Here is a 19741-nt window from a genome sequence, read left to right on the forward strand (position 1 = left end):
TTATCGCCGAGGCCGGTATCGACGGGAGCGCATATAAAACTTCGGAAGGCGTCTGTTATTATGAGCAGCCGATAGACGCTTCGCGCCTTGCAAGTGGCGTATACATATATTATATTCTCGCAAAAAAATCCGGCGCGTCCGACATAAAAGTCGTCAAGAAGTTTGCGGTGATAAAGTAGAGATAAAATTCCTGTGGCGTGACATTGCAAAATGGCCTGTCATTTATTTCATTTTTCCCTTGACACACCCTATGTTATTTAGTACAATGACGACGCTTATCGGGCATAAGCTCGACGAGCGGAATGAAAAAAACAAGGTGGTGAGAACAGTACAGTGAAAGGTAAAGTTAAGTGGTTCAACGACAAGAAAGGTTTCGGATTCATTGCGAAAGAAGACGGATCAGGCGATGTGTTTGCTCATTACAGCGACATTCAGTCCTCCGGCTACAGATCGCTCGTCGAGGGAGACGCTGTCGAGTTTGAAGTGATAAACTCCGACAAAGGCCCCAAGGCGGTCAAAATCCAGAAAATCTAATTTCTGATCGTATAGGCCTAATCAACCCCGCCTCTTGCGGACGCTTAAAAAAGCGCCATAAGAGGCGGGGGTTTTTTATGGGATTTTGGTATAATTCACCGACAATGTTCAAATCTTTTATTGAAAAAATTATCGGCACAAAGTCCGAGCGGGACATTAAAAAGATAATGCCTCTCGTAGAGGAGATTAACTCCTTTGAGGAGGCCGTCGCCGCGCTTTCCGACGACGAACTCAGAAACAAAACCGCCGGATTCCGCGCGATGCTCGACGGCGGCCAAACAATCGACGACATCCTTCCTGAGGCGTTCGCCTGCGTGCGCGAGGCGGCCGGCCGCGCGATAGGGCTCAGGCACTACGACGTGCAGCTTATAGGCGGCGTCGTGCTTCATCAGGGCAAAATTGCCGAGATGAAGACGGGCGAGGGAAAAACGCTGGTGGCGACTCTCTGTGCTTATATCAACGCGCTTTCCGGCGAAGGCGTTCATATAGTAACCGTCAACGATTATCTTGCCAAACGCGACCGCGGATGGATGGGGCCGGTTTTTGAAAAACTCGGTCTTACCGTCGGATATGTTCAACACGATATGGACACCGAGTCGCGCCGCGCCGGCTACGCGTCAGACATAACCTACGTAACCAACAACGAAATCGGGTTCGATTATCTCAGAGACAATATGGTCGTAAGCCGCGACGAGCGCGTTTTGCGGCCGCTGAATTACGCTATCGTCGACGAAGTCGATTCCATCCTCATAGACGAAGCCCGCACTCCGCTTATAATTTCCGGCCCCGCCGAAGAATCCACCCAGAAATATGTTGTCGTGGAAAAAATTTATCCCTACCTCAAAGGTCGCAAGATAACAGGGGACGAGGAGGACGAGGCCAAACGACAAGGCATAGACCTGGGCGCCGGGTTCGATTATATTTCCGACGAGAAACATCATAACGTCACCCTGACCGAGGAAGGAAACCGCAAGTGCGAAAACCTGCTCAACATAAAATCCCTTTACGACGATATCGAGGGCGAGTGGGTTCATCACATAACGCAGATGCTGAGGGCGCACGAATTTTTCCTGCGCGACGTCCACTACATAGTAAAGGACGGCGAAGTCGTAATCGTCGACGAATTCACGGGGCGGCTTATGCCCGGACGCCGGTGGTCGGAAGGTCTTCATCAGGCGGTCGAGGCCAAGGAACGCCTCAGGGTGGCCGAGGAAAACCAGACGCTGGCCACGATAACTTTTCAGAATTATTTCAGGATGTACAAAAAACTTTCCGGAATGACGGGCACGGCGATGACCGAGGCCACGGAATTCTGGGAGATATACAAACTCGACGTCGTCGAAATACCTACGCACCGCCCTATGATTCGACAGGATATGCCCGACGCCGTATACCGCACGGAAGGCGAAAAAATCAACGCGCTCGTCGAGGAAATAGAGGGTCTCTGGAAAAAAGGCGCGCCGGTTCTGGTCGGCACGCGGTCCATCGAGAAAAACGAGAAGCTATCGGCCATACTCCGCAGAAGAGGCGTTCCCTGTCAGGTGCTCAACGCGAAATATCACGAACAGGAAGCCAGCATCATCGCCCAGGCGGGACGTCGCGGCACCGTTACGATAGCCACGAATATGGCCGGACGCGGCACGGACATCGTGCTGGGCGGCAATCCTCCCGACGAGGCGGCCGCTGCCGAGATAAAAGAACTCGGAGGGTTTCACATAATAGGAACCGAGCGTCACGAGTCGCGCCGCATAGACAATCAGTTGCGCGGCCGCTGCGGACGTCAGGGCGACCCGGGCGTTTCTAAATTTTTCATATCGCTCGAGGACGAGCTTATGCGGCTCTTCGGATCAGACCGCATATCGTCTCTTATGGGCCGTCTGGGAATGGAAGAAGGGGAAGTTATCGAGCATCCGTGGATAAACCGCGCCATAGAAAACGCCCAGCGCAAAGTCGAAATGATGAACTTCGACATAAGAAAGCAGTTGCTTGATTTTGACAATGTGATGAACAAACAGCGTGAGGCCGTCTACTCCCTGAGAAATGAAATTCTCGACGGAGAAGACGTCAGAACGCAGATTTCTGACATGCTCTCGGAGTCCGTCTCGGAAAAAATATCAATGTGGGCTTCCGCCAAATACCCCGAATCGTACGACTGGCAAAATCTGGGGCCGTGGTTCAAAAAACTCTCCGGACGCGAGATTCCGTCCGACGTGGCGGGAAAAATCGCCGCCGCCCAATTGGAAGCGTATTTTATCGAAGAACTTGAAAAAGTGTACGCATCGCGCGAGTCGGATCTGGGCGCTGCGAACCTGCGGGAAATGGAGCGGCTCGTACTGCTTCAGATGATGGACCACGCGTGGAAAGAGCATCTCTATGACCTCGACCAGATTAAAAAAGGAATCGGTCTGAGGGCGTACGGTCAGAAAGATCCTCTCATAGAATATCAGAAAGAATCCCTCAATCTTTTCGAGCAGATGATGCGCCGCATACGCGAGACGGCCGTAGAATATTTGTTTAAAATTCAGTTCGCCGCCGCGCCGCCGCGCGTCGGACGCAGTATCGGCTCCGAGGAGCGCGACGGATTTATGCCTGTCGGAGCCCGGTCGCCCGCCAAAGATTCTCCGGCGGTCTTCGCGCCTTCCCCGCGACCGGCTTCGGCCGGATTTTCTCCCGCCGGTCCCGCAGCGGCCGTTGTCCCGGCGGCGCCGGCTAAACTGGGGCGCAACGACCCCTGCCCCTGCGGCTCAGGCAAGAAATATAAAAAATGCTGCGGCCGTTGAGCGCCATCCTTCCGACGGTAATATGAAACTTTTCCAAAAGCCGATGTCCTCCGCCTCTCTGCGCGTTCCGTTGCTTATAGCGACGTCCTCCGCCGCGCTGGCGCTTTCTTTTCCGCCTTTCAGTTTTTGGCCTGCGGCGTACGTTTTCGCCGCGCCGCTGCTTTATCTTTCGCGCCGCGTCGACGGCTTCCGCGCGGCGGCCGCGTCTTTTGCGGCGGGGCTTTTGGGCTACGGCGTCATACTTTACTGGATTTTCCCGACGGTAGCCGCGCACACCGGATCCCGCGTCCAGGCCGCGCTCGCGTTGTTACTGCTGGCCGCGTATCCGTCGGCGTACCTGGCCGCCTTCGTCGGACTCTCAGGACTGATATCGGCGAAATTGTCGTCGCGGCGAAGTCCCGCCGCTGTCATTGCGGCGATCGTCGCCGTTCCGTCGCTGTGGGTGTCGCTCGAATATGTCCGCTCTTTGGCGTTCACGGGATTTTCGTGGGCGATAGCCGGATATTCCCAGTGGAATTTTTTACCCGCGCTGTGGGTCGCCCCCTACGCCGGAGTGTTCGGCGTTTCGTTTATGATAATGCTCGCCAACGTCGTCGTTGTCGCGTGGCTTCGCGGGGAAACGGGAGCGCCGCGTAAAGTCGCTTCCGTAGCATTGATACTGTGGCTTGCCGCGGGAATATTAATCGCGGCGGTTCGCCGCAACGAGCCGGTGTCTTCGTCGCCGGATGAGACCGTTACCGTCGGCGTGATTCAGCCCAATGTCGACCAGGAAAAAAAATGGGACTTCCGGTATTTTGCCGAAACCAAGCAAAAAATTTCGCGTCTCGTCGTCGCGGCATCGGCGTCGTCTCCCGACCTCGTTCTCTGGCCGGAGACATCGTTGACGGAAATCCTTGCCGCAAATTCTTTGCCGCCGTTATGGATGAGGGAACTCTCTGCCGCGTCGCGCGTCCCGAATGTGGCGGGCGCGCTTTTTGAGGACGGCGGGTCGCTCTATAACGCGGCTGTCGTCATAAATCCCGACGGCGCGATAGCCGCCGCGCATAAAAAAACGCACCTTGTTCCGTTCGGCGAATACGTGCCTATGCGGCGGTTGCTGGAGCCGCATTTCGGTGTGTTCAACAATATGGGGGATTTGCAAAAAGCGCGCGGACATACCGTGCTGAATATCGGAACGAAAAAAATCTCGGCGATAATCTGCTCGGAAAATCTTTACGGCGATATCACGCGGCGTTTCGCCGCAAACGGCGCCGAAGTATTTTTCGTAATAACGAACGACGCATGGTACGGCCGCACTCCGGCGGCTTTTCAGCACTTCACTTTCAACGTTTTGCGCGCCGTTGAGAATTCGCGCTGGATCGTGCAGTCGGCAAACACGGGAGTATCCGGAGTCATATCCGCCGACGGGCGTATCGTCGTCAAGACGCCGATTTTCGAGGACGACTCATTCGCCGTGTCCGTGCCGCTCGTCGGACGGCGCACATTTTACACCCGTTACGGCGACCTTTTTGCTATAATCTGTTCGCTTTTTGCGACGACGGCCGTTATCGCGTCCGTCGCAGTCCGCATAAGAAAAGAGGGTGCCAATGATAAATGAACTCAAAGCCCGCGCAGAAAAATTAAGGGGGCTTCTTTGACCTCGATAGAAAAAACGACGAGATAAAAGCGCTTGAAGCTCAGGTTGCCGCCGGTGATTTTTGGAACGATTCGCCTCGCGCCAAAAAAGTCATGAAAAAACTCGCGGCGGTAAAAGCCCCCGTCGAAATGTGGGCGAAAATCGCCGCCGACCTTTCCGACATGGAAACCCTCGAAACTCTTGCCGCCGAAGAAAAGGACGAAATCGCTCTGGCTCAGGTCGCCGCCGAGGGTGAAGCCCTGGCGCGAAGAATGCGCTCCTTTGAAATTCAGACCAAACTTTCCGGCGAATCCGATTTGCTCAACGCCATCGTTTCCATCCACGCCGGCGCGGGCGGCACGGAATCCTGCGATTGGGCCGATATGCTGCTGAGGATGTATATGCGCTGGGCGGAGCGTCGCGGATTCAAAGTCACCATTACCGACATACTCGGAGGCGACGAGGCGGGTATCAAGAGCGTCACATTTATCGTCGAAGGCGATTACGCATACGGGCTTATGCAGTCGGAAATAGGAGTTCACCGGCTTGTGCGGGTTTCTCCGTTTGACGCGAACAAAAGGCGCCACACTTCGTTTGCTTCCGTCGACGTGATACCCGAAGTGGAAGATCCGCCCGAGATAAAAGTAGAGGAAAAAGACATTCGTCTGGATACCTACCGCGCTTCCGGCGCCGGCGGACAGCACGTCAATAAAACCGATTCGGCCGTGCGCATAACCCATTTTCCGTCGGGAGTGGTGGTTCAGTGCCAGACCGAGCGTTCGCAGATCAAAAACAGGGAATTGGCCTTCAAGCTTTTGAAAGCCCGTCTTTACGAGTTTGAGTTGGAAAAACGCCGCGCCAAACAGGAGAAACATTACGACGATAAAGGCGATATAGCGTGGGGCAGTCAGATACGCTCGTATGTTTTTATGCCTTACCAGATGGTCAAGGACCATCGCACCGACGCGCAGTCGCCGCGGGTGGAACTTGTGATGGACGGCGAGATTGACCAATTCATCGAAAGCTATCTGGCCTGGAAAGTCGGCAGAGGCGGGTGACGATATTTCCGTCGTCGTCGGACTTTTTGATATACTACCGTTCGCGTATAAGCCGGCAGTACCTGCGATTATTTTGACGCACAGGGGACTAATATGGCCAATATTTTTGTTGTGGACGACGAGCCCACGATACTGGAACTCATTAAAATGACTCTTGAGATGGACGGCCATACCGTCGAGACGGCGTGTGACGGCGCCGAGGCCTTGGACAAGCTGGGCGTTAAAAGAACCGTAATCGACCCTCTCAGGCCCGACTTGATAATTCTCGATATAATGATGCCTCGCGTCGATGGTTACGCCGCGCTGATAGAACTGGGAAAATCGCCCAAAACCTCCGCCATTCCCGTAATAGTGCTTACGGCCAAGTCGCAGATGAGAGACACCGTGGCTTTTGAGCGCAATGTGGCCGGCTTCGTCACGAAACCCTTTGATTCCAACGCGCTGCTGGATAAAATACGAAAGATTCTTGCCTCATAAAATGACACATTCCGCCGAAAACATCCGAGAAGAGAAGCCGCAACAGCCGCTGGAAAATCTTATGGAACAGCGCGCGGCCAAAACGCGCGAGCTCCAATCTTTGGGTGTGAATGTCTATCCGTCCGGCGGCTCATGGCGCCCGACGGATTTCGCCGCCGGCGTCGCCAGGTCGTCGTCGGAAATAAAGACGGGCGAAGAACGCACCGACGTCAACGTGCGCATAGCCGGACGTCTTACGCTCAGGCGGGTGATGGGCAAGGCGGCCTTCGCCGACGTGACGGATTCCACGGGCCGCATACAAATCTACGTCAAATTCAACGTTCTGGGCGAGGCCAAATACAAGATAGCGTCCGAGCTGACCGACATAGGCGATATCGTCGGAGTCGAAGGCCACGTTTTCCGCACCCGGACCGGCGAGATTACGGTATTCGCGAAAGATTTCGCGCTGCTGTCCAAGTCGATGCGCCCGCTGCCGGAAAAATGGCACGGACTCAAAGACCCCGAGGCCAGATACCGCCGCCGTTACCTCGACCTGATATCCAATCCCGAAGTGCGCGAAGTTTTCCGCAAGCGCGCCCGGGTCGTTGACGCCGTTCGCGACGGGCTTAAGGCGCGCGGATTTCTGGAAGTCGAAACTCCGTCGATGCAGGCGCTGGCCGGCGGAGCCGTGGCCAAACCATTTATAACTCGGCACAACGCTCTGGACACAAACCTGTATTTGCGCATCGCGCCGGAACTGTTTCTCAAGCGTTTGCTCGTCGGCGGTTTTGACAAGGTTTTTGAAATAGGCAAATCCTTCCGCAACGAGGGCATAGACCGGTGGCACAATCCCGAGTTTACCATGGCCGAAATATACGCGGCGTACTCCGATTACGGCGATATGATGAAACTTTGCGAGGAACTTGTAGCCGCGTCCGCGGCGGCCGTTTCGGACGGCAAGGACTTTGTTTGCGACGGAAAAAACTTCGCCGTTAATGCTCCGTTCGCCAGAATAAATTTTTTTGACGAGCTCGCAAAACGCTCCGGCGCGGATTTTCGCAAGGCGGTCGAGGAAGACAGGTTGCTTGAGACGGCGCGTTCAGCGGGTGTCGACGCTCCGGGCGACATGCCCGCTCATAAAATCCTCGACGCGGCTTTCGATAAATACGTGGTGCCGCATCTGGCCGAGCCCACTTTCGTGTGCGACTTCGCGGCGCGATTTTCGCCGTTGGCCAGGCCGTCGGACGCGGATCCGTTTCTGGCGGAACGTTTTGAACTTTTTATCGCCTCGCAGGAAGTCGCCAACGCTTACTCGGAACTCAACGATCCTTCGCTGCAAAAGAAAAATTTTTCGCGTCAAAAATCCGCATCCGACGACGAGACCGCGCCGTGCGACGACGATTATGTCGCCGCGCTGGAGCACGGGATGCCGCCCGCCGGAGGGCTCGGCATCGGCATAGATCGTCTGGTAATGCTTTTGTCGGGTGCGCCCTCTATAAGAGAAGTCATACTGTTTCCCACGCTAAAACCGGAATAGGCGGTTCCGGGGTATTCTTCCGCCCGAGCTCCCCTCTTAAAAAATGCTTTATAAGATACCGTCCGAAATATATCTGGCCGCTAAATTTATAAGCGTGCGAAAAAAAAGTTTTTTCGGGGCGCTTACTCTGGCCATCGCCGTCGGCGGGGTGGCGCTTGGGGTGGCCTCTCTGATAATTACGCTGGCGGTGATGAGCGGTTTTCAGACGGAAATCCGCTCGAAAATCATAGGATTCAATCCGCACGTCATAGTGTTTTCTCCGACCGGCGCCGCCTATATCGAAAAAATATCGACGGTGAGCGGCGTGCGCTCCGTAAGACCTTTTATTTGGGCGCAATCCGTGGCACAGTCCAGGGCATCCGCCGCGGGCGTCGCCATAAAAGGCGTTGATGACGATACGACGGCGGATATCTCGGAAGGGGAAATAAAGCCCGGCCGCGACCTTGCCCGCGCGCTTGAAATTTCCATAGGCGACGACCTTGCCGTTTTCGCGTCCGCGTCCGCGGGTTTCGGGGCGATGCCGCGCGTAACAAAACTTAAAGTCGCCGGATTTTTCGAGACGGGAATGCACGATTACGACGCCAATGTCGCCGTGGCGCGAATGGCCACGGCCCGCGACGCCCTGGGGCTCGACGAGAACGCCGTCACGGGTCTCGGGCTGATTATCGACGATCCGGACAATCCCTTGGCCGTGTCCCGCGGAATCATCGCCGCAATTCCGCGCGCTCAGGTGCGCACGTGGCAGCAGATGAACAGAAATCTCTTTGAGGCGCTTAAACTCGAAAAGATAATGATGTTTATCATACTCACGCTCATAATAATTGTGGCTGCCTTCAACATAGTATCCAATCTTTCACTGTTCGTCACGCAGAAGTCGCGCGAGATAGGAGTGCTTAAATCTCTGGGTATGAGTTCCGGAGCCGTTTCGAGGGTATTCGTTATGATAGGCGCAATGCTGGGAACCCTGGGCACTTTTGCGGGGTCTGTCGTCGGAATATCGGTGTGCGTCGTCCTCCGGAAATATGATATAATCAAACTGCCGTCCGACGTTTATTTCATCTCGCGGCTTCCGGTCAGAATAGTGGCGTCCGACGTTCTCTGGACTGTTCTTGTCAGCATAGCCATAACGGTGCTGGCCACGCTGTTGCCGTCCCGAAAAGCCGGCGCAATGAACACCGCGGAAATATTCAGATACGGTTGATGCCGGATAAAAAAATGGCCGCCCAAACGATATATTCCGCGAAGTCGCTCTCCAAGACATATTACGACGACGGCTCGCCCGTCGAAGTTCTGCGCGGAATCGATATGGAAGTGTTCGCCGGAGAATCCGTGGGCGTGAGCGGCCCGTCGGGCGCCGGCAAAAGCACGCTGCTTCATATAATGGGTTTTATGGATTCCGATTTCGGCGGCGACCTCTTTTTCGACGGACGCGACGTGCGTTCGATGAGCGAACGCCAAAAGAGCGATGTGCTGAAACTTCGCGTCGGTTTTCTGTTTCAGTTCCATTACCTGATACCCGAACTGAGCGTTTACGAGAATGTCGCGCTGCCTTTGCGGCTGCTCGGAGACGAAGACGCGGCGCGGGTTTCCTCGACGCTGGAGTCGCTCGGCATAGGCGATAAGAGCCGGTCATATCCGCACGAACTTTCCGGCGGGCAGAAACAAAGGGCGGCTCTGGCACGCGCGCTTGTAAAAAACCCGCGGATACTTTTTTGCGACGAGCCGACCGGCAATCTCGATACGGCATCCGGCGAATCGGTTAAAAAACTTTTGGCCGACAAACAGGCGGAACTGGGCTTTACGCTGTTTCTTGTAACACACAATAAATCCCTGTGCGAAATAGCGCATAGGCGGATTGAAATGCTCGACGGGCGGCTTGTCCGCGCCGATTCTTAAAACAATTTTGTTGCGGCTTGTTTTTGCGCGGGCGCGGCACAAAAACCACGGAGAAGAAAATGAAGATTTATCTCGACGGCAAACTCGTTGAAAAAGAAAACGCCAGAATATCCGTATTCGATCACGGCCTCCTTTACGGCGACGGAGTATTCGAAGGAATCCGCGCTTATCACGGCAGGGTTTTTATGCTCAAGGAGCACATCCGACGGCTGTTTGATTCCGCCAGGGCGATAACACTCGACACTCACCTCACGGCCGATGAATTTGAGAATATCGTGCTCGACACTTTGCGCGCCAACAATCTTAAAAACGCTTACATTCGCCTGGTAGTAACGCGCGGCCCCGGCGATTTGGGGCTGGATCCCTACAAGTGTCCCATGCCGACAATATTCTGTATAACCGACAAAATAAAACTTTACCCCGAGGAGTTCTACAAAAACGGATTGGAGATAGTCATAGTTTCTACCCGCCGGAATATTCCTCAGGCGATAAACCCGTGCATAAAATCTCTGAACTATCTTAATAATATTCTGGCCAAGATAGAAGCCGTGCGCTCCGGCGTTCCCGAGGCGATTCTTCTTAACGCCGAGGGCTACGTGGCGGAATGCACCGGCGACAATATTTTCATCTGCAAGGATAATACGGTAATAACGCCGCCCACCTGGGCGGGAGCCCTCGACGGCATAACGCGCAGGACGGTTATGAAAATAGCGGCCGATAAACTCGGTGTCGCCGTCAAGGAAGATCTTATGACGCCGTATCATCTTTATACGGCCGACGAGTGTTTCCTGACGGGCACCGCCGCGGAAGTCATACCGGTCACTAAAATAGATTCCCGCGTGATCGGCGACGGCTGTCCGGGAAAAATTACCGCCGCGCTCATAAAAGAATTTCACGAACTCACCCGGACGTCGGGCGTGCCCATCTGAGCCGCTAACTTTATGCTTTGTCAGAAATGTCAGAAGAACGAAGCCACGGTTTTTATCGACGCCGTCGTAAACGGCGCCAGATGGAAGTATCACGTCTGCGCCCGCTGCGCGTCGAGGGAAGTAATAGTTTCTTCTCCGGCGCGGCCCGCGCCCGCCCGAGGAGTTTGCCATCGCTGCGGCACATCCCGAAAGCGCATCGCCTCGACTTCGCGTTTCGGCTGCGCTACGTGTTACGAACTTTTCGGCGCCGAAATTCTGGATTCTCCGGATCAGGCCGGCCATGAGCATTTGTCGTCGAAAGACGCCGGGCAGCCGGAACTATCCGAATCCGCCGACGCGGCTGCGGTGGTGAAAAAATTGCGCGAAAAACTTTCGCGGGCCGTCCGACGCGAGGACTATGAGGAAGCGGCCGCTATCCGCGACGAAATCAAAAAGCGCTCGATATGAATCCTTTTTCGCTCGATAATCCCGTAACTCCGGCGCCGGCGCCCAAAACGTCGTCGGGAATAATGATAAACCTGCGCCTTCGTTACGCGCGGAATATCCTGAAGTTTCCTTTTCCGCCGGCCATGAAGAAAAACGACGCGGAACAGCTTTGGCGCGAAGTTTCGTCGGCTCTCGGCGAGCACGAATTGTTCCGCGACGGCGGCCGCGAGGCGTATCTGCCGTCGATGCGCCGCGCGGAAAAGATGTTTTTGGCGGAGCGGCGCATTCTGTCGCCCGACATGCTTAAAAGCCGTCTGCCCGGCGGCGCGATATTTTCATCCGACGAAAAATACGTAGTTCTGGTCAACGAGGAAGACCATCTGAGAATAAGCGTGACGGAGCCGGACGCGGTTTCGGCGGCATCCGCCGCATCGCGGCTGGCTTCCCTGGAAAAGTTTCTCGCCTCAAAGTTTGAGTGCGCCCGCTCGACCCGCTACGGTTTTCTTACGTCGTGCCCGTCGAATCTCGGTTCGGCGTTCAGGGTTTCCGCGCTTTTTCATCTGGGCGGAAGCGTACTGGCCAAGCGCGCCGACGACCTTCTGGATTCGGTCGAGAAGAAAGGTTATTACGTGCGCGGTTACTACGGCGAAAAGAGCAGATATTACGGTGACGTCTACCAGATATCCACGGGAGATTCCCCCGATCCGTCGTCCGCCGGACGCGTGATAGATTTTCTGACGGGCATAGAGGCCAAAGAGCAGGGAGTCCGCGACTTGCTGTTGTCGCCGGACAGGAGCGTGTCGTCGTCCGACATAATATGGCGCGCGTGGGGAATAATGAGTTCCGCGCGTCTTATGTCTTTCGCTGAATCTTTGTCATTGATCTCGCTGATAATGCTGGGCAATGACATAGGTCTGGGGATACCGGTTTCACGGGACGTTCTTCAGCGATTGATGACGGAGTGCCAGCCCGCCCACATCCAGGCCATAGCCGGCAGGGAAATGACCGCCGTCGAGCGCGACGAATATCGCGCGGATTACATCCGCGGCGCCGTCCGGTAGCCGCGGCGGGCGAACCGGTCGGCTTATAACGCAAACAAAGAATTGCGCATACCGCGCAGGGAACCGATATATGTCAAAAAGATTCACGGACAGAGCGCAGAAAGTCGTAAAACAGGCGCAGCAGGAAGCCAAGCGCCTGAGCCACGACTACGTTGGCGAAGAACACATACTCCTTGCGCTGGTGTTCATAGAAGACAGCGTTTCGTCGCGCGTTCTGGCTAACCTCGACGTGGAAAAGAAACGGGTCGTCAACGAGGTGGAGAAAATCGTTTTGCCCGGCGATAACGTAATGCTTATGGGCGAGATACCCTTCAGCCCCCGCGCCAAAAAAGTCCTGGAACACGCCGTCGATGAAGCCCAGAAAATGGGAAGCGTGTACATAGGCACCGAGCACATACTTCTTGGCATATTGCGCGAGGCCGACGGCATCGGAGCCAGAGTGCTGGAATCTCTGGGGGTCACATCCGACGTAGTGCGCGAAGAAATAATTAACGTGATCGGCGGACCCGACGAACCGTCGGATGTTTTCTGGGGCTCGCAGCCGCCGCGCGCGCGAACTCAGCAGGGCCAGCCGAAATCCAAAATACCTACGCTCGAAACTTTCGGCCGCGACCTTACCCAGTATGCCCGCGAGAATAAACTTGATCCCGTGATAGGAAGAGCCGACGAGATAGAGCGGCTCATACAGATACTTTCGCGCAGAACCAAGAATAATCCCGTGCTTATCGGCGACCCCGGCGTCGGCAAAACCGCGATAGTCGAGGGTCTGGCCCAGATGATCGCCTCGGGCGACGTGCCGGATATACTTACGGGCAAAAGAGTAATGACTCTGGATTTGTCGGCTATGGTCGCCGGCACAAAATACCGCGGCGAATTCGAGCAGCGCCTGAAAAACATAATGGAAGAAATTCGCCGCTCCAAGCAGAACATAATACTTTTCATCGACGAACTTCATACCGTCATCGGAGCAGGAGCGGCCGAGGGCGCTCTCGACGCTTCTCATATGCTTAAACCCGCTCTGGCCAGGGGCGAACTGCAATGCATCGGCGCCACTACCCTCGACGAATACAGAAGGCATATAGAGCACGACGCGGCTCTTGAACGGCGATTTCAGCCCATAATAGTCGATCCTCCGTCGGTGGAAGCGACCGTTGAAATTCTTAAAGGCCTTCGCGAAAAGTACGAAAAGCATCACAAAGTCACATATACCGACGAGGCGCTTGCCGTGGCTTCGGAACTTGCCGACCGCTATATCTCCGACCGCTATCTGCCCGACAAGGCCATAGACCTCATAGACGAAGCAGGCGCCCGCGCGCGGCTGAACTCTGCCAATCTCCCCGATGAACTTAAAAAATACGACTCGGAACTCGAAAAAATAACCAAGGAAAAAGAGCTCAGTATCGCGGCGCAAAACTTTGAGGCCGCGGCGAAGTCGCGCGACGCGGAGAAAGAGCTTAAAAAAGCCATAGAGGAAGGCAAAAGAAAGTGGCGCAAAGAGCGCGAGGAAGCGCGTCCCGTAGTGGGCGCAGACGATATAGCGCTCATAGTTTCCAAGTGGACTAATATTCCGCTCACGCGTCTGACGGAAAAAGAGCAGGAACTTCTTATCAATCTTGAAGATGAGCTGCATAAACGCGTCGTGGGTCAGGACGAAGCGGTCAAAATAATAGCCCGCGCGCTGAGACGGTCGCGCACGGGAATGCGCGACCCTCTGAAACCCATAGGTTCTTTCATTTTTCTGGGACCTACGGGCGTCGGAAAGACGGAACTGGCCAGATCTTTGGCGAGCGTCTTATTCGGCAACGAGAACGCGCTGGTAAGAATCGATATGTCGGAGTTCTCGGAAAAATTCACAATATCCCGTCTTATAGGAGCTCCTCCCGGATACGTGGGTTATGAAGAAGGCGGACAACTCACGGAACATGTTCGCAAAAAACCTTATTCCGTGGTGCTCCTCGACGAAATTGAAAAGGCGCATCCCGATCTTTTTAATATGCTTCTGCAAATAATGGATTCGGGCGTGCTGTCCGATAATCTCGGACACAAAGTCAACTTTAAGAATACTGTGCTGATAATGACTTCCAATGTGGGAGCGCGGAATCTTTTTTCCGGAAAGTCGCTCGGATTTCTCGTGCAGGAAGACGCCGTGTCCGACTACGCCGCCATAAAAGAAACGGTCAACGAGGAGCTGAAAAAAACATTTTCGCCGGAGTTTCTCAACCGTCTCGACGACATAGTGGTGTTCCATCCGCTCGCGCGGCAGGAGATAAGAAAGATTCTTGACATTCTTCTTGCCCGCGTAAACGAAAGAATGATGAAGCGCAATATCCGTATGGATTTCACCGAGAAAGCCATTGAGTTTTTGATGGAAAAGGGTTTCGACCCCAAATACGGGGCGCGGCCGCTTTCGCGCGTCATACAAAAATACGTGGAGGATACTTTAACCGACGAACTTCTTAAAAGAAACGTCTCCGGCGTGCTGACCGAAAAAACGGATATTACTTTGGATTATTCCGAATCGGCGAAAAGAATGGAGGTCGTCCCTAAAATATGAATTCAGACAAACGCAAACGCTCCGACGCACCGCCTCCTACGGAAACGCAGTTGGGCGAGGCCTACTATAAACGCTACGGCGTTTATTTCACCAGGAACATAATTAAAAAACTGACCGGCCAGGTCACGCTTTCCCTACGGGACATGTACAGCGCGTTCAGGGGGAAGGAAAAAAACAATAACCGGTGAAAAAGAAGATTTTTCTGGCAGTTCTGGTCGCGGCGGCCGCTCCGTTCTTTTTTTTTTCCGTCGAATCGGATAAACTTCGCGCGAAAATGGAACGGATGGCGGCATCGTCCGGTTTCGCGGTAAAAATCGGCTCCGCCGGTTTTCGGTTGCCCGCCTCAATAACTCTTTCCGATGTGTCCGTGGAGAAAAACGGCACCTTCCTTAATATCCCCCGCATCAATATCTCGGTTTCCATCGTAAGATTTATCGCGCAGGATCCTTTTGTGGTCGTTTCGCTGAAGGAGCCGTCGTTTGATATTGCCGACTTTTCGTGGATTCCGCAAGAATCTTCGCCCGCCGGCGGTCTGCCTTTGGGGCTGGTTAAAATAGAAAACGGGTCCGTTCGATACGAAGGCGCCGGAATAACTCGGGCGCGCGGCGATTTTTCTTTCCGCCATAGCCGGGTGGAAGGTCTTCTGAAAGCCGATGCGCTTTCCGGCCGCATGGTTTTGCGACTCACCGGTAAATCCGGCGACGTAAGGGCCGCTCTGAACGCCGATAATCTCAAACTCCCCGGCTCTCCTGCGGGAGCCCCGCCGATAAAACTATCCGCGAAGGGCCGCATCGACGACGATAAGATAACGGCTCACTTCAAGGTGTCTTCGGGAGAGTTGAAAATTCGCGGCGAAGGCGATTACCGTGGAGGCAATTACAACTTCTCCGCCGAATGGGAAGGTCTCAGCGAATCGTACGGCGCCGGTTCCGCCGAAATAAAAGGCGATATTTCCGGTCTCAGATTCGCCGTAAAATCTCCGGCGGCGAACGTCGACGGCTTTGCGCGTTTTGAACGCGGGGGGGTGGCCGTAGAGACATCGACCGCGGCGATCCGGTTTGTATCGCGGGACTTTTCCGTCGACGGCGAAGCGGCGGTGAAGGGCTTTTGGGCTTCGGGCGGACGCTCTTCGGCCGCGGCGTCGTTTAGCGGACGCACGGCAATAAAGGATGCCGTCGGGCGTTTGAAAATTGACGCCGTACAGAAGGGCGATAGTGTCAGGATTGACGCGGCGCTGTCGCCGTCGGGCGCGCGCGCGGCTCTGTCGATAGATATCGGCGGAGGAATCGAAGGAACTTTGAGCGACGGCAAAAAAGGACGCGCCTCGCTGCGGGGGACATTCGCTCCGCTTGATATAACTTTCAGCGCGGACGATTGGAACGCCGCGGCGATTTCGTCGTCGGCTATTCCCGTCGCCGGACGTTTCGGCGCGTCGGGCAGTTTGACCGGTTCCGGCGGCGAATGGCTTCTGGCCGTTCGCGCGCGGGCCGTCGACGCCGTATGGAATGGATTTAATCTGGGCAGTTGCTCGGCGGATATTACCGCCGGCCCGAAGTTGTTGGCCGTTACGGACGCTTCTTTGAGCGGCGGCAGAATAAAGGGTTACTACAAATCCGTCAAAGGAGTTTCCACAGAGCTTAAGGCCGTCGCTGATGAAGCCGATATGGGCGTGCTGTCGCTTTTGGCCCGTCGCCGCGTTGCCGGACGGCTTACGGGGCGGCTGGAGATATCGACATCCGGAGAAAAGCCGCCGTACGGGAAAGCCGATATCACCGTTCGCGGTCTGGCCGTTGACGGTCGGGCGCTCGGCGAACTTAAAGCTTCCGGATTTCTGGACGGCCGCGACATCGCTTTCGATAAATTTTCGCTGATGGGTCCCGACGGGTCTCTATCCGGCGGTTTTTCCGTGATAGGATCCAAAGTCACGGGACTTTTCGGATTCGGCGCGTATGCCGTCGCGGGGAATATGAAGGCCACGGGGCAGATATCAGTTTCGGGAAGGTATAAAACCATCGATGATTTCAGTTTATCCGCGCAGTCCAAAAAAATGTCGCTGGCGGGTTTTATGCACGGCGACGCGCCTTTGCTTATTACCGCGCACTCCGACTCTTCCGCGTATAAAATATCCGAACTGCGTTACGGACATCTTCATGCCCGCGACATCACGGTCAAAAAAACTCCCGCAGGAGAGCTTTCGGGGGTCGTAACGCTCAATGACTATCCCTTGTCGATACTCTCAAATGATCTGAAAGGAAGTTGCCGCGCCGACGGCACATTATACGGCGCATTGTCGTCGCCTAAACTGAAAGTGGCCTACAAAGCCGACGGTGTAGAGTTTTCTACGCACGTTCCGGCCGCCAGATTGTCAGGTTCGGGAGTATATTCCGACGGCGTTTTCAGGATCTCCGAATCCAAAGTGTCACAGCCGCGGGCGCAGGCCGTTTTCGGCGGAAGCGTTACCGCGGAAAATATTGACGTGTCCGGCAAGATTACCGCATCGGGCATATCGGGTATCGTAGCCGTCGACGGATTGACTTCGGGCCCGCTGGCGATGAATTTCGGCGTTACCGGGAAGCCGTCGTCGCCGGTCGTGGATATATCCGGTGAAATAGCGGATTTCTCCTACGGCGGGGCCGTCGCGGATAAGATTAAATTAGCGTCGCGGTACGACACCGGAAAAATATCTTTTTCGGAAAGTTCGATAAGGTTCGGCGGCAACGAAATAAAAATTTTGCCCGGCAGTTCGTATGATATCGGCGCCGGACTATACGATATTAAACTCCTGGTGGTAAGCTTACGCGCGGGTATTCTCAGCGCTCTTGGACGTCTGGGCGTGTCGGGCAAAATACCGACGGCGACATCGCCCGCGGCCGGCGCTCTGAGGCTGGATGATTTCTGGATAGGCGGAAAAAAATTCACCCGCTCCGAACTGCTGTACGAAATTTCCGACAAAAGAATTCTTTTGGCTTCTCCGGCGGGCAAATCCGAATCATTCCGCGCCGAAGCGGGATTCGCGGCCGATTCAGTCGCCGCGCGCATAAATTACGCCGGTTCGGCCGGAGATTCCGCGGTCATCAACCTCGATTCGCGCGCGGGCGTTCTGGCCGCCGACGGCAATCTGGTTTCGTTCTCCGTCGACACTATTTCCTCTATGCTTGATTCCCCGCTTGAGGCGTCGGGATCGCTGAACGCCACCGTTAAACTCTCCGGCTCGGCCGGAAATCCCGCGCTGGAGGCCCGCGCCGTCGTATACAGCGGTTCGGTATCGGGGATAATGTTCGACGAGGTCAGCGCGGAGGCCACCCTTAACGACGGCGTTCTCGACCTGGTTTCAGCCCGCGCGGTAAAGGCCAACGCTTACCGGTTAAGCGCGGCCGGACGGCTTTACGTGGCTCCGCCCGCCGACAAAACCAGAAGACGCGGCGCGTCGCTTCGTAACGATTTTACGGTTACTCTTGATGACGGCCGACTTTCTTTTCTGGAAGCGTTCGATTTTGTCAAAAAAGCCGAAGGGCCCGTCACCGGACGTATGGAAATCCGCGGCACGCTTGACGAGCCGAAGCTTACCGGTTTTTTGAAAATTGAAAACGCCACGGCCGAGCTTTCCGCCTATCTTGCGAAAATCAATAATCTCAATCTCATCGCCACACTGAAAGAGAATGCTCTTACCGTCGAGAACTTTTCGGGGCGGTCGGGTTCGGGCAGATTTTTGCTGCAGGGCGCGGCGCGTATCGAAAACTTCGCTTTTGCCGACGTGGATTTTACGTTTAAGAATACTACTTCCGTCGGAATAGACCTTTTTGTTCCCGAACTTCCCATACCCACGCAGTTTTCAAAGGAGACGGGAGCCAAGTTCGCGTCCTCCCATTCCAATGGTAAACCGAGATTTGAAATCAGTATAAAGGGCGATCCGCGATCCAAATTTACCCTCGGCGGATGGGTAAAACTCGACCATACATATTTTTCGTATCCGCCGCCTCCGCCGCTCGTATCGGAAGATCCCGCGCGGCATATCCTTGAAAAACTGTATCTTGATCTGACGCTCCAGACGGGCGAAAATACCTGGTACGAAAATGAGCTGGTTTCTGTCAATATCGAAGGGTCTATGACGCTGAAGGGAAATTATTACGGGCCTTTCGTGACCGGTTCGGTGGAGTCCAAGCGGGGTTACATATCGTACATAGGCAACGAATTCCGTATACAAAGCGCGCGTTTCGAGGTCTCCGGCGCCGACGCCTATCTGGAGGGGTCGGCCTCAAAACAGATGGCCACCTCCAAGGGATACGACACGGTGCAAGTGATAATCGACCGTTCTCTCATCGGCCGGCTGCAACCCAGGTTCGTCTCATCGGACGACCCGTCTTTGCCGTCGGAAAAAGTTTTCGCGCGTATTGTGGGCGGGGACAGCGAGAATATGACTCCGCAGGACCGCGATCTTATGCTGCGGCAGGGACTTGTGCGGCTTCTGGATTCGTCTCTGGCCACTCCGTTTGCCAGGACGCTTTTAAGACGTTCGGGCGTTGTGGATATAATGAAAGTCAGTTATGCCCAGCCGACTGTCTCCGACCCCGACACCGCGCCGCGCGATTCGTCGGAGACATTGCCGGAGCTTCTCCGCGGAACAAAATACACATTTGAGAAGTACGTCTCCGACGCGATGCTTCTGGGATACAGCGTAACGCTCGACGAATATCTCAATAAGCTCGATCTTAAACACGAGGTCGAAGTCGCGTATCGTATGAAGGGCAACGTTTTTCTGCGGGGCATTTATGAGTTGGACTCAAAATCGCTCATACGTCCGCCCGAGCGCAGGATAACCATAGAGCAGCAGTGGCGTTTCGGCTGGCCCAAGAAACAATAGCGGTTTTTTGCGCCCCGCGCTTTTTAATTTTGTA

The 19741-nt window shown here is 54.9% G+C and carries 13 protein-coding genes and 1 pseudogene; all 14 read left to right on the top strand.

All coding sequences use genetic code 11. The features are described 5' to 3' along the window. Positions 1–333: 333 nt before the first annotated feature. The 14 genes and pseudogenes from CVU77_03555 (at position 334) to CVU77_03620 (ending at position 19707) form a co-directional block, all read left to right on the top strand. Positions 334–534 (top strand): cold-shock protein, encoded by a 201-nt coding sequence (locus tag CVU77_03555; GenBank protein PKN01596.1) that lies wholly within the window; start codon positions 334–336, stop codon positions 532–534. 104 nt (positions 535–638) lie between these two features. Next, positions 639–3314, top strand: coding sequence for a preprotein translocase subunit SecA (locus CVU77_03560; GenBank protein PKN01597.1), 2676 nt, complete (start codon positions 639–641; stop codon positions 3312–3314). A gap of 22 nt (positions 3315–3336) precedes the next feature. After that, positions 3337–4911 (top strand): apolipoprotein N-acyltransferase, encoded by a 1575-nt coding sequence (gene lnt, locus CVU77_03565; protein ID PKN01598.1) that lies wholly within the window; start codon positions 3337–3339, stop codon positions 4909–4911. Continuing rightward, positions 4901–5987: pseudogene (locus CVU77_03570) on the top strand (peptide chain release factor 2). Before lnt ends, CVU77_03570 begins: the two are co-directional and overlap by 11 nt. A 93-nt stretch (positions 5988–6080) precedes the next feature. Continuing rightward, on the top strand, positions 6081–6464 hold the full coding sequence (locus CVU77_03575; GenBank protein ID PKN01599.1) for a hypothetical protein: 384 nt from the start codon (positions 6081–6083) through the stop codon (positions 6462–6464). Between the two features lies 1 nt (position 6465). Continuing rightward, positions 6466–7980: a lysine--tRNA ligase gene (gene lysS, locus CVU77_03580; protein ID PKN01600.1), complete on the top strand. Its 1515-nt coding sequence runs from the start codon at positions 6466–6468 to the stop codon at positions 7978–7980. A 43-nt stretch (positions 7981–8023) separates the two neighbouring features. After that, positions 8024–9181 (top strand): hypothetical protein, encoded by a 1158-nt coding sequence (locus tag CVU77_03585; GenBank protein ID PKN01601.1) that lies wholly within the window; start codon positions 8024–8026, stop codon positions 9179–9181. Further along, positions 9181–9876, top strand: coding sequence for a hypothetical protein (locus tag CVU77_03590; protein PKN01602.1), 696 nt, complete (start codon positions 9181–9183; stop codon positions 9874–9876). Before CVU77_03585 ends, CVU77_03590 begins: the two co-directional genes overlap by 1 nt. Before the next feature lie 59 nt (positions 9877–9935). Next, positions 9936–10805, top strand: coding sequence for a branched-chain-amino-acid transaminase (ilvE, locus tag CVU77_03595; protein ID PKN01727.1), 870 nt, complete (start codon positions 9936–9938; stop codon positions 10803–10805). Between the two features lie 12 nt (positions 10806–10817). After that, positions 10818–11252, top strand: coding sequence for a hypothetical protein (locus CVU77_03600; GenBank protein ID PKN01603.1), 435 nt, complete (start codon positions 10818–10820; stop codon positions 11250–11252). Next, the gene (locus CVU77_03605; protein ID PKN01604.1) at positions 11249–12292 is read left to right on the top strand and encodes a hypothetical protein; all 1044 of its coding nucleotides are present in this window, start codon (positions 11249–11251) and stop codon (positions 12290–12292) included. Before CVU77_03600 ends, CVU77_03605 begins: the two co-directional genes overlap by 4 nt. 70 nt (positions 12293–12362) lie before the next feature. Further along, entirely contained in the window at positions 12363–14846 is a 2484-nt protein-coding gene (locus CVU77_03610; GenBank protein ID PKN01605.1) for an NDP-hexose 4-ketoreductase, read from the top strand. Then, the gene (locus CVU77_03615; GenBank protein ID PKN01606.1) at positions 14843–15034 is read left to right on the top strand and encodes a hypothetical protein; all 192 of its coding nucleotides are present in this window, start codon (positions 14843–14845) and stop codon (positions 15032–15034) included. The genes CVU77_03610 and CVU77_03615 overlap by 4 nt, the downstream gene beginning before the upstream one ends. Then, on the top strand, positions 15031–19707 hold the full coding sequence (locus CVU77_03620) for a hypothetical protein (protein ID PKN01607.1): 4677 nt from the start codon (positions 15031–15033) through the stop codon (positions 19705–19707). Before CVU77_03615 ends, CVU77_03620 begins: the two co-directional genes overlap by 4 nt. The last annotated feature ends 34 nt before the right edge of the window (positions 19708–19741 follow it).

Source organism: Elusimicrobia bacterium HGW-Elusimicrobia-1, from assembly GCA_002841695.1.
In the GTDB taxonomy this organism is placed as follows: Bacteria; Elusimicrobiota; Endomicrobiia; order PHAN01; family PHAN01; genus PHAN01.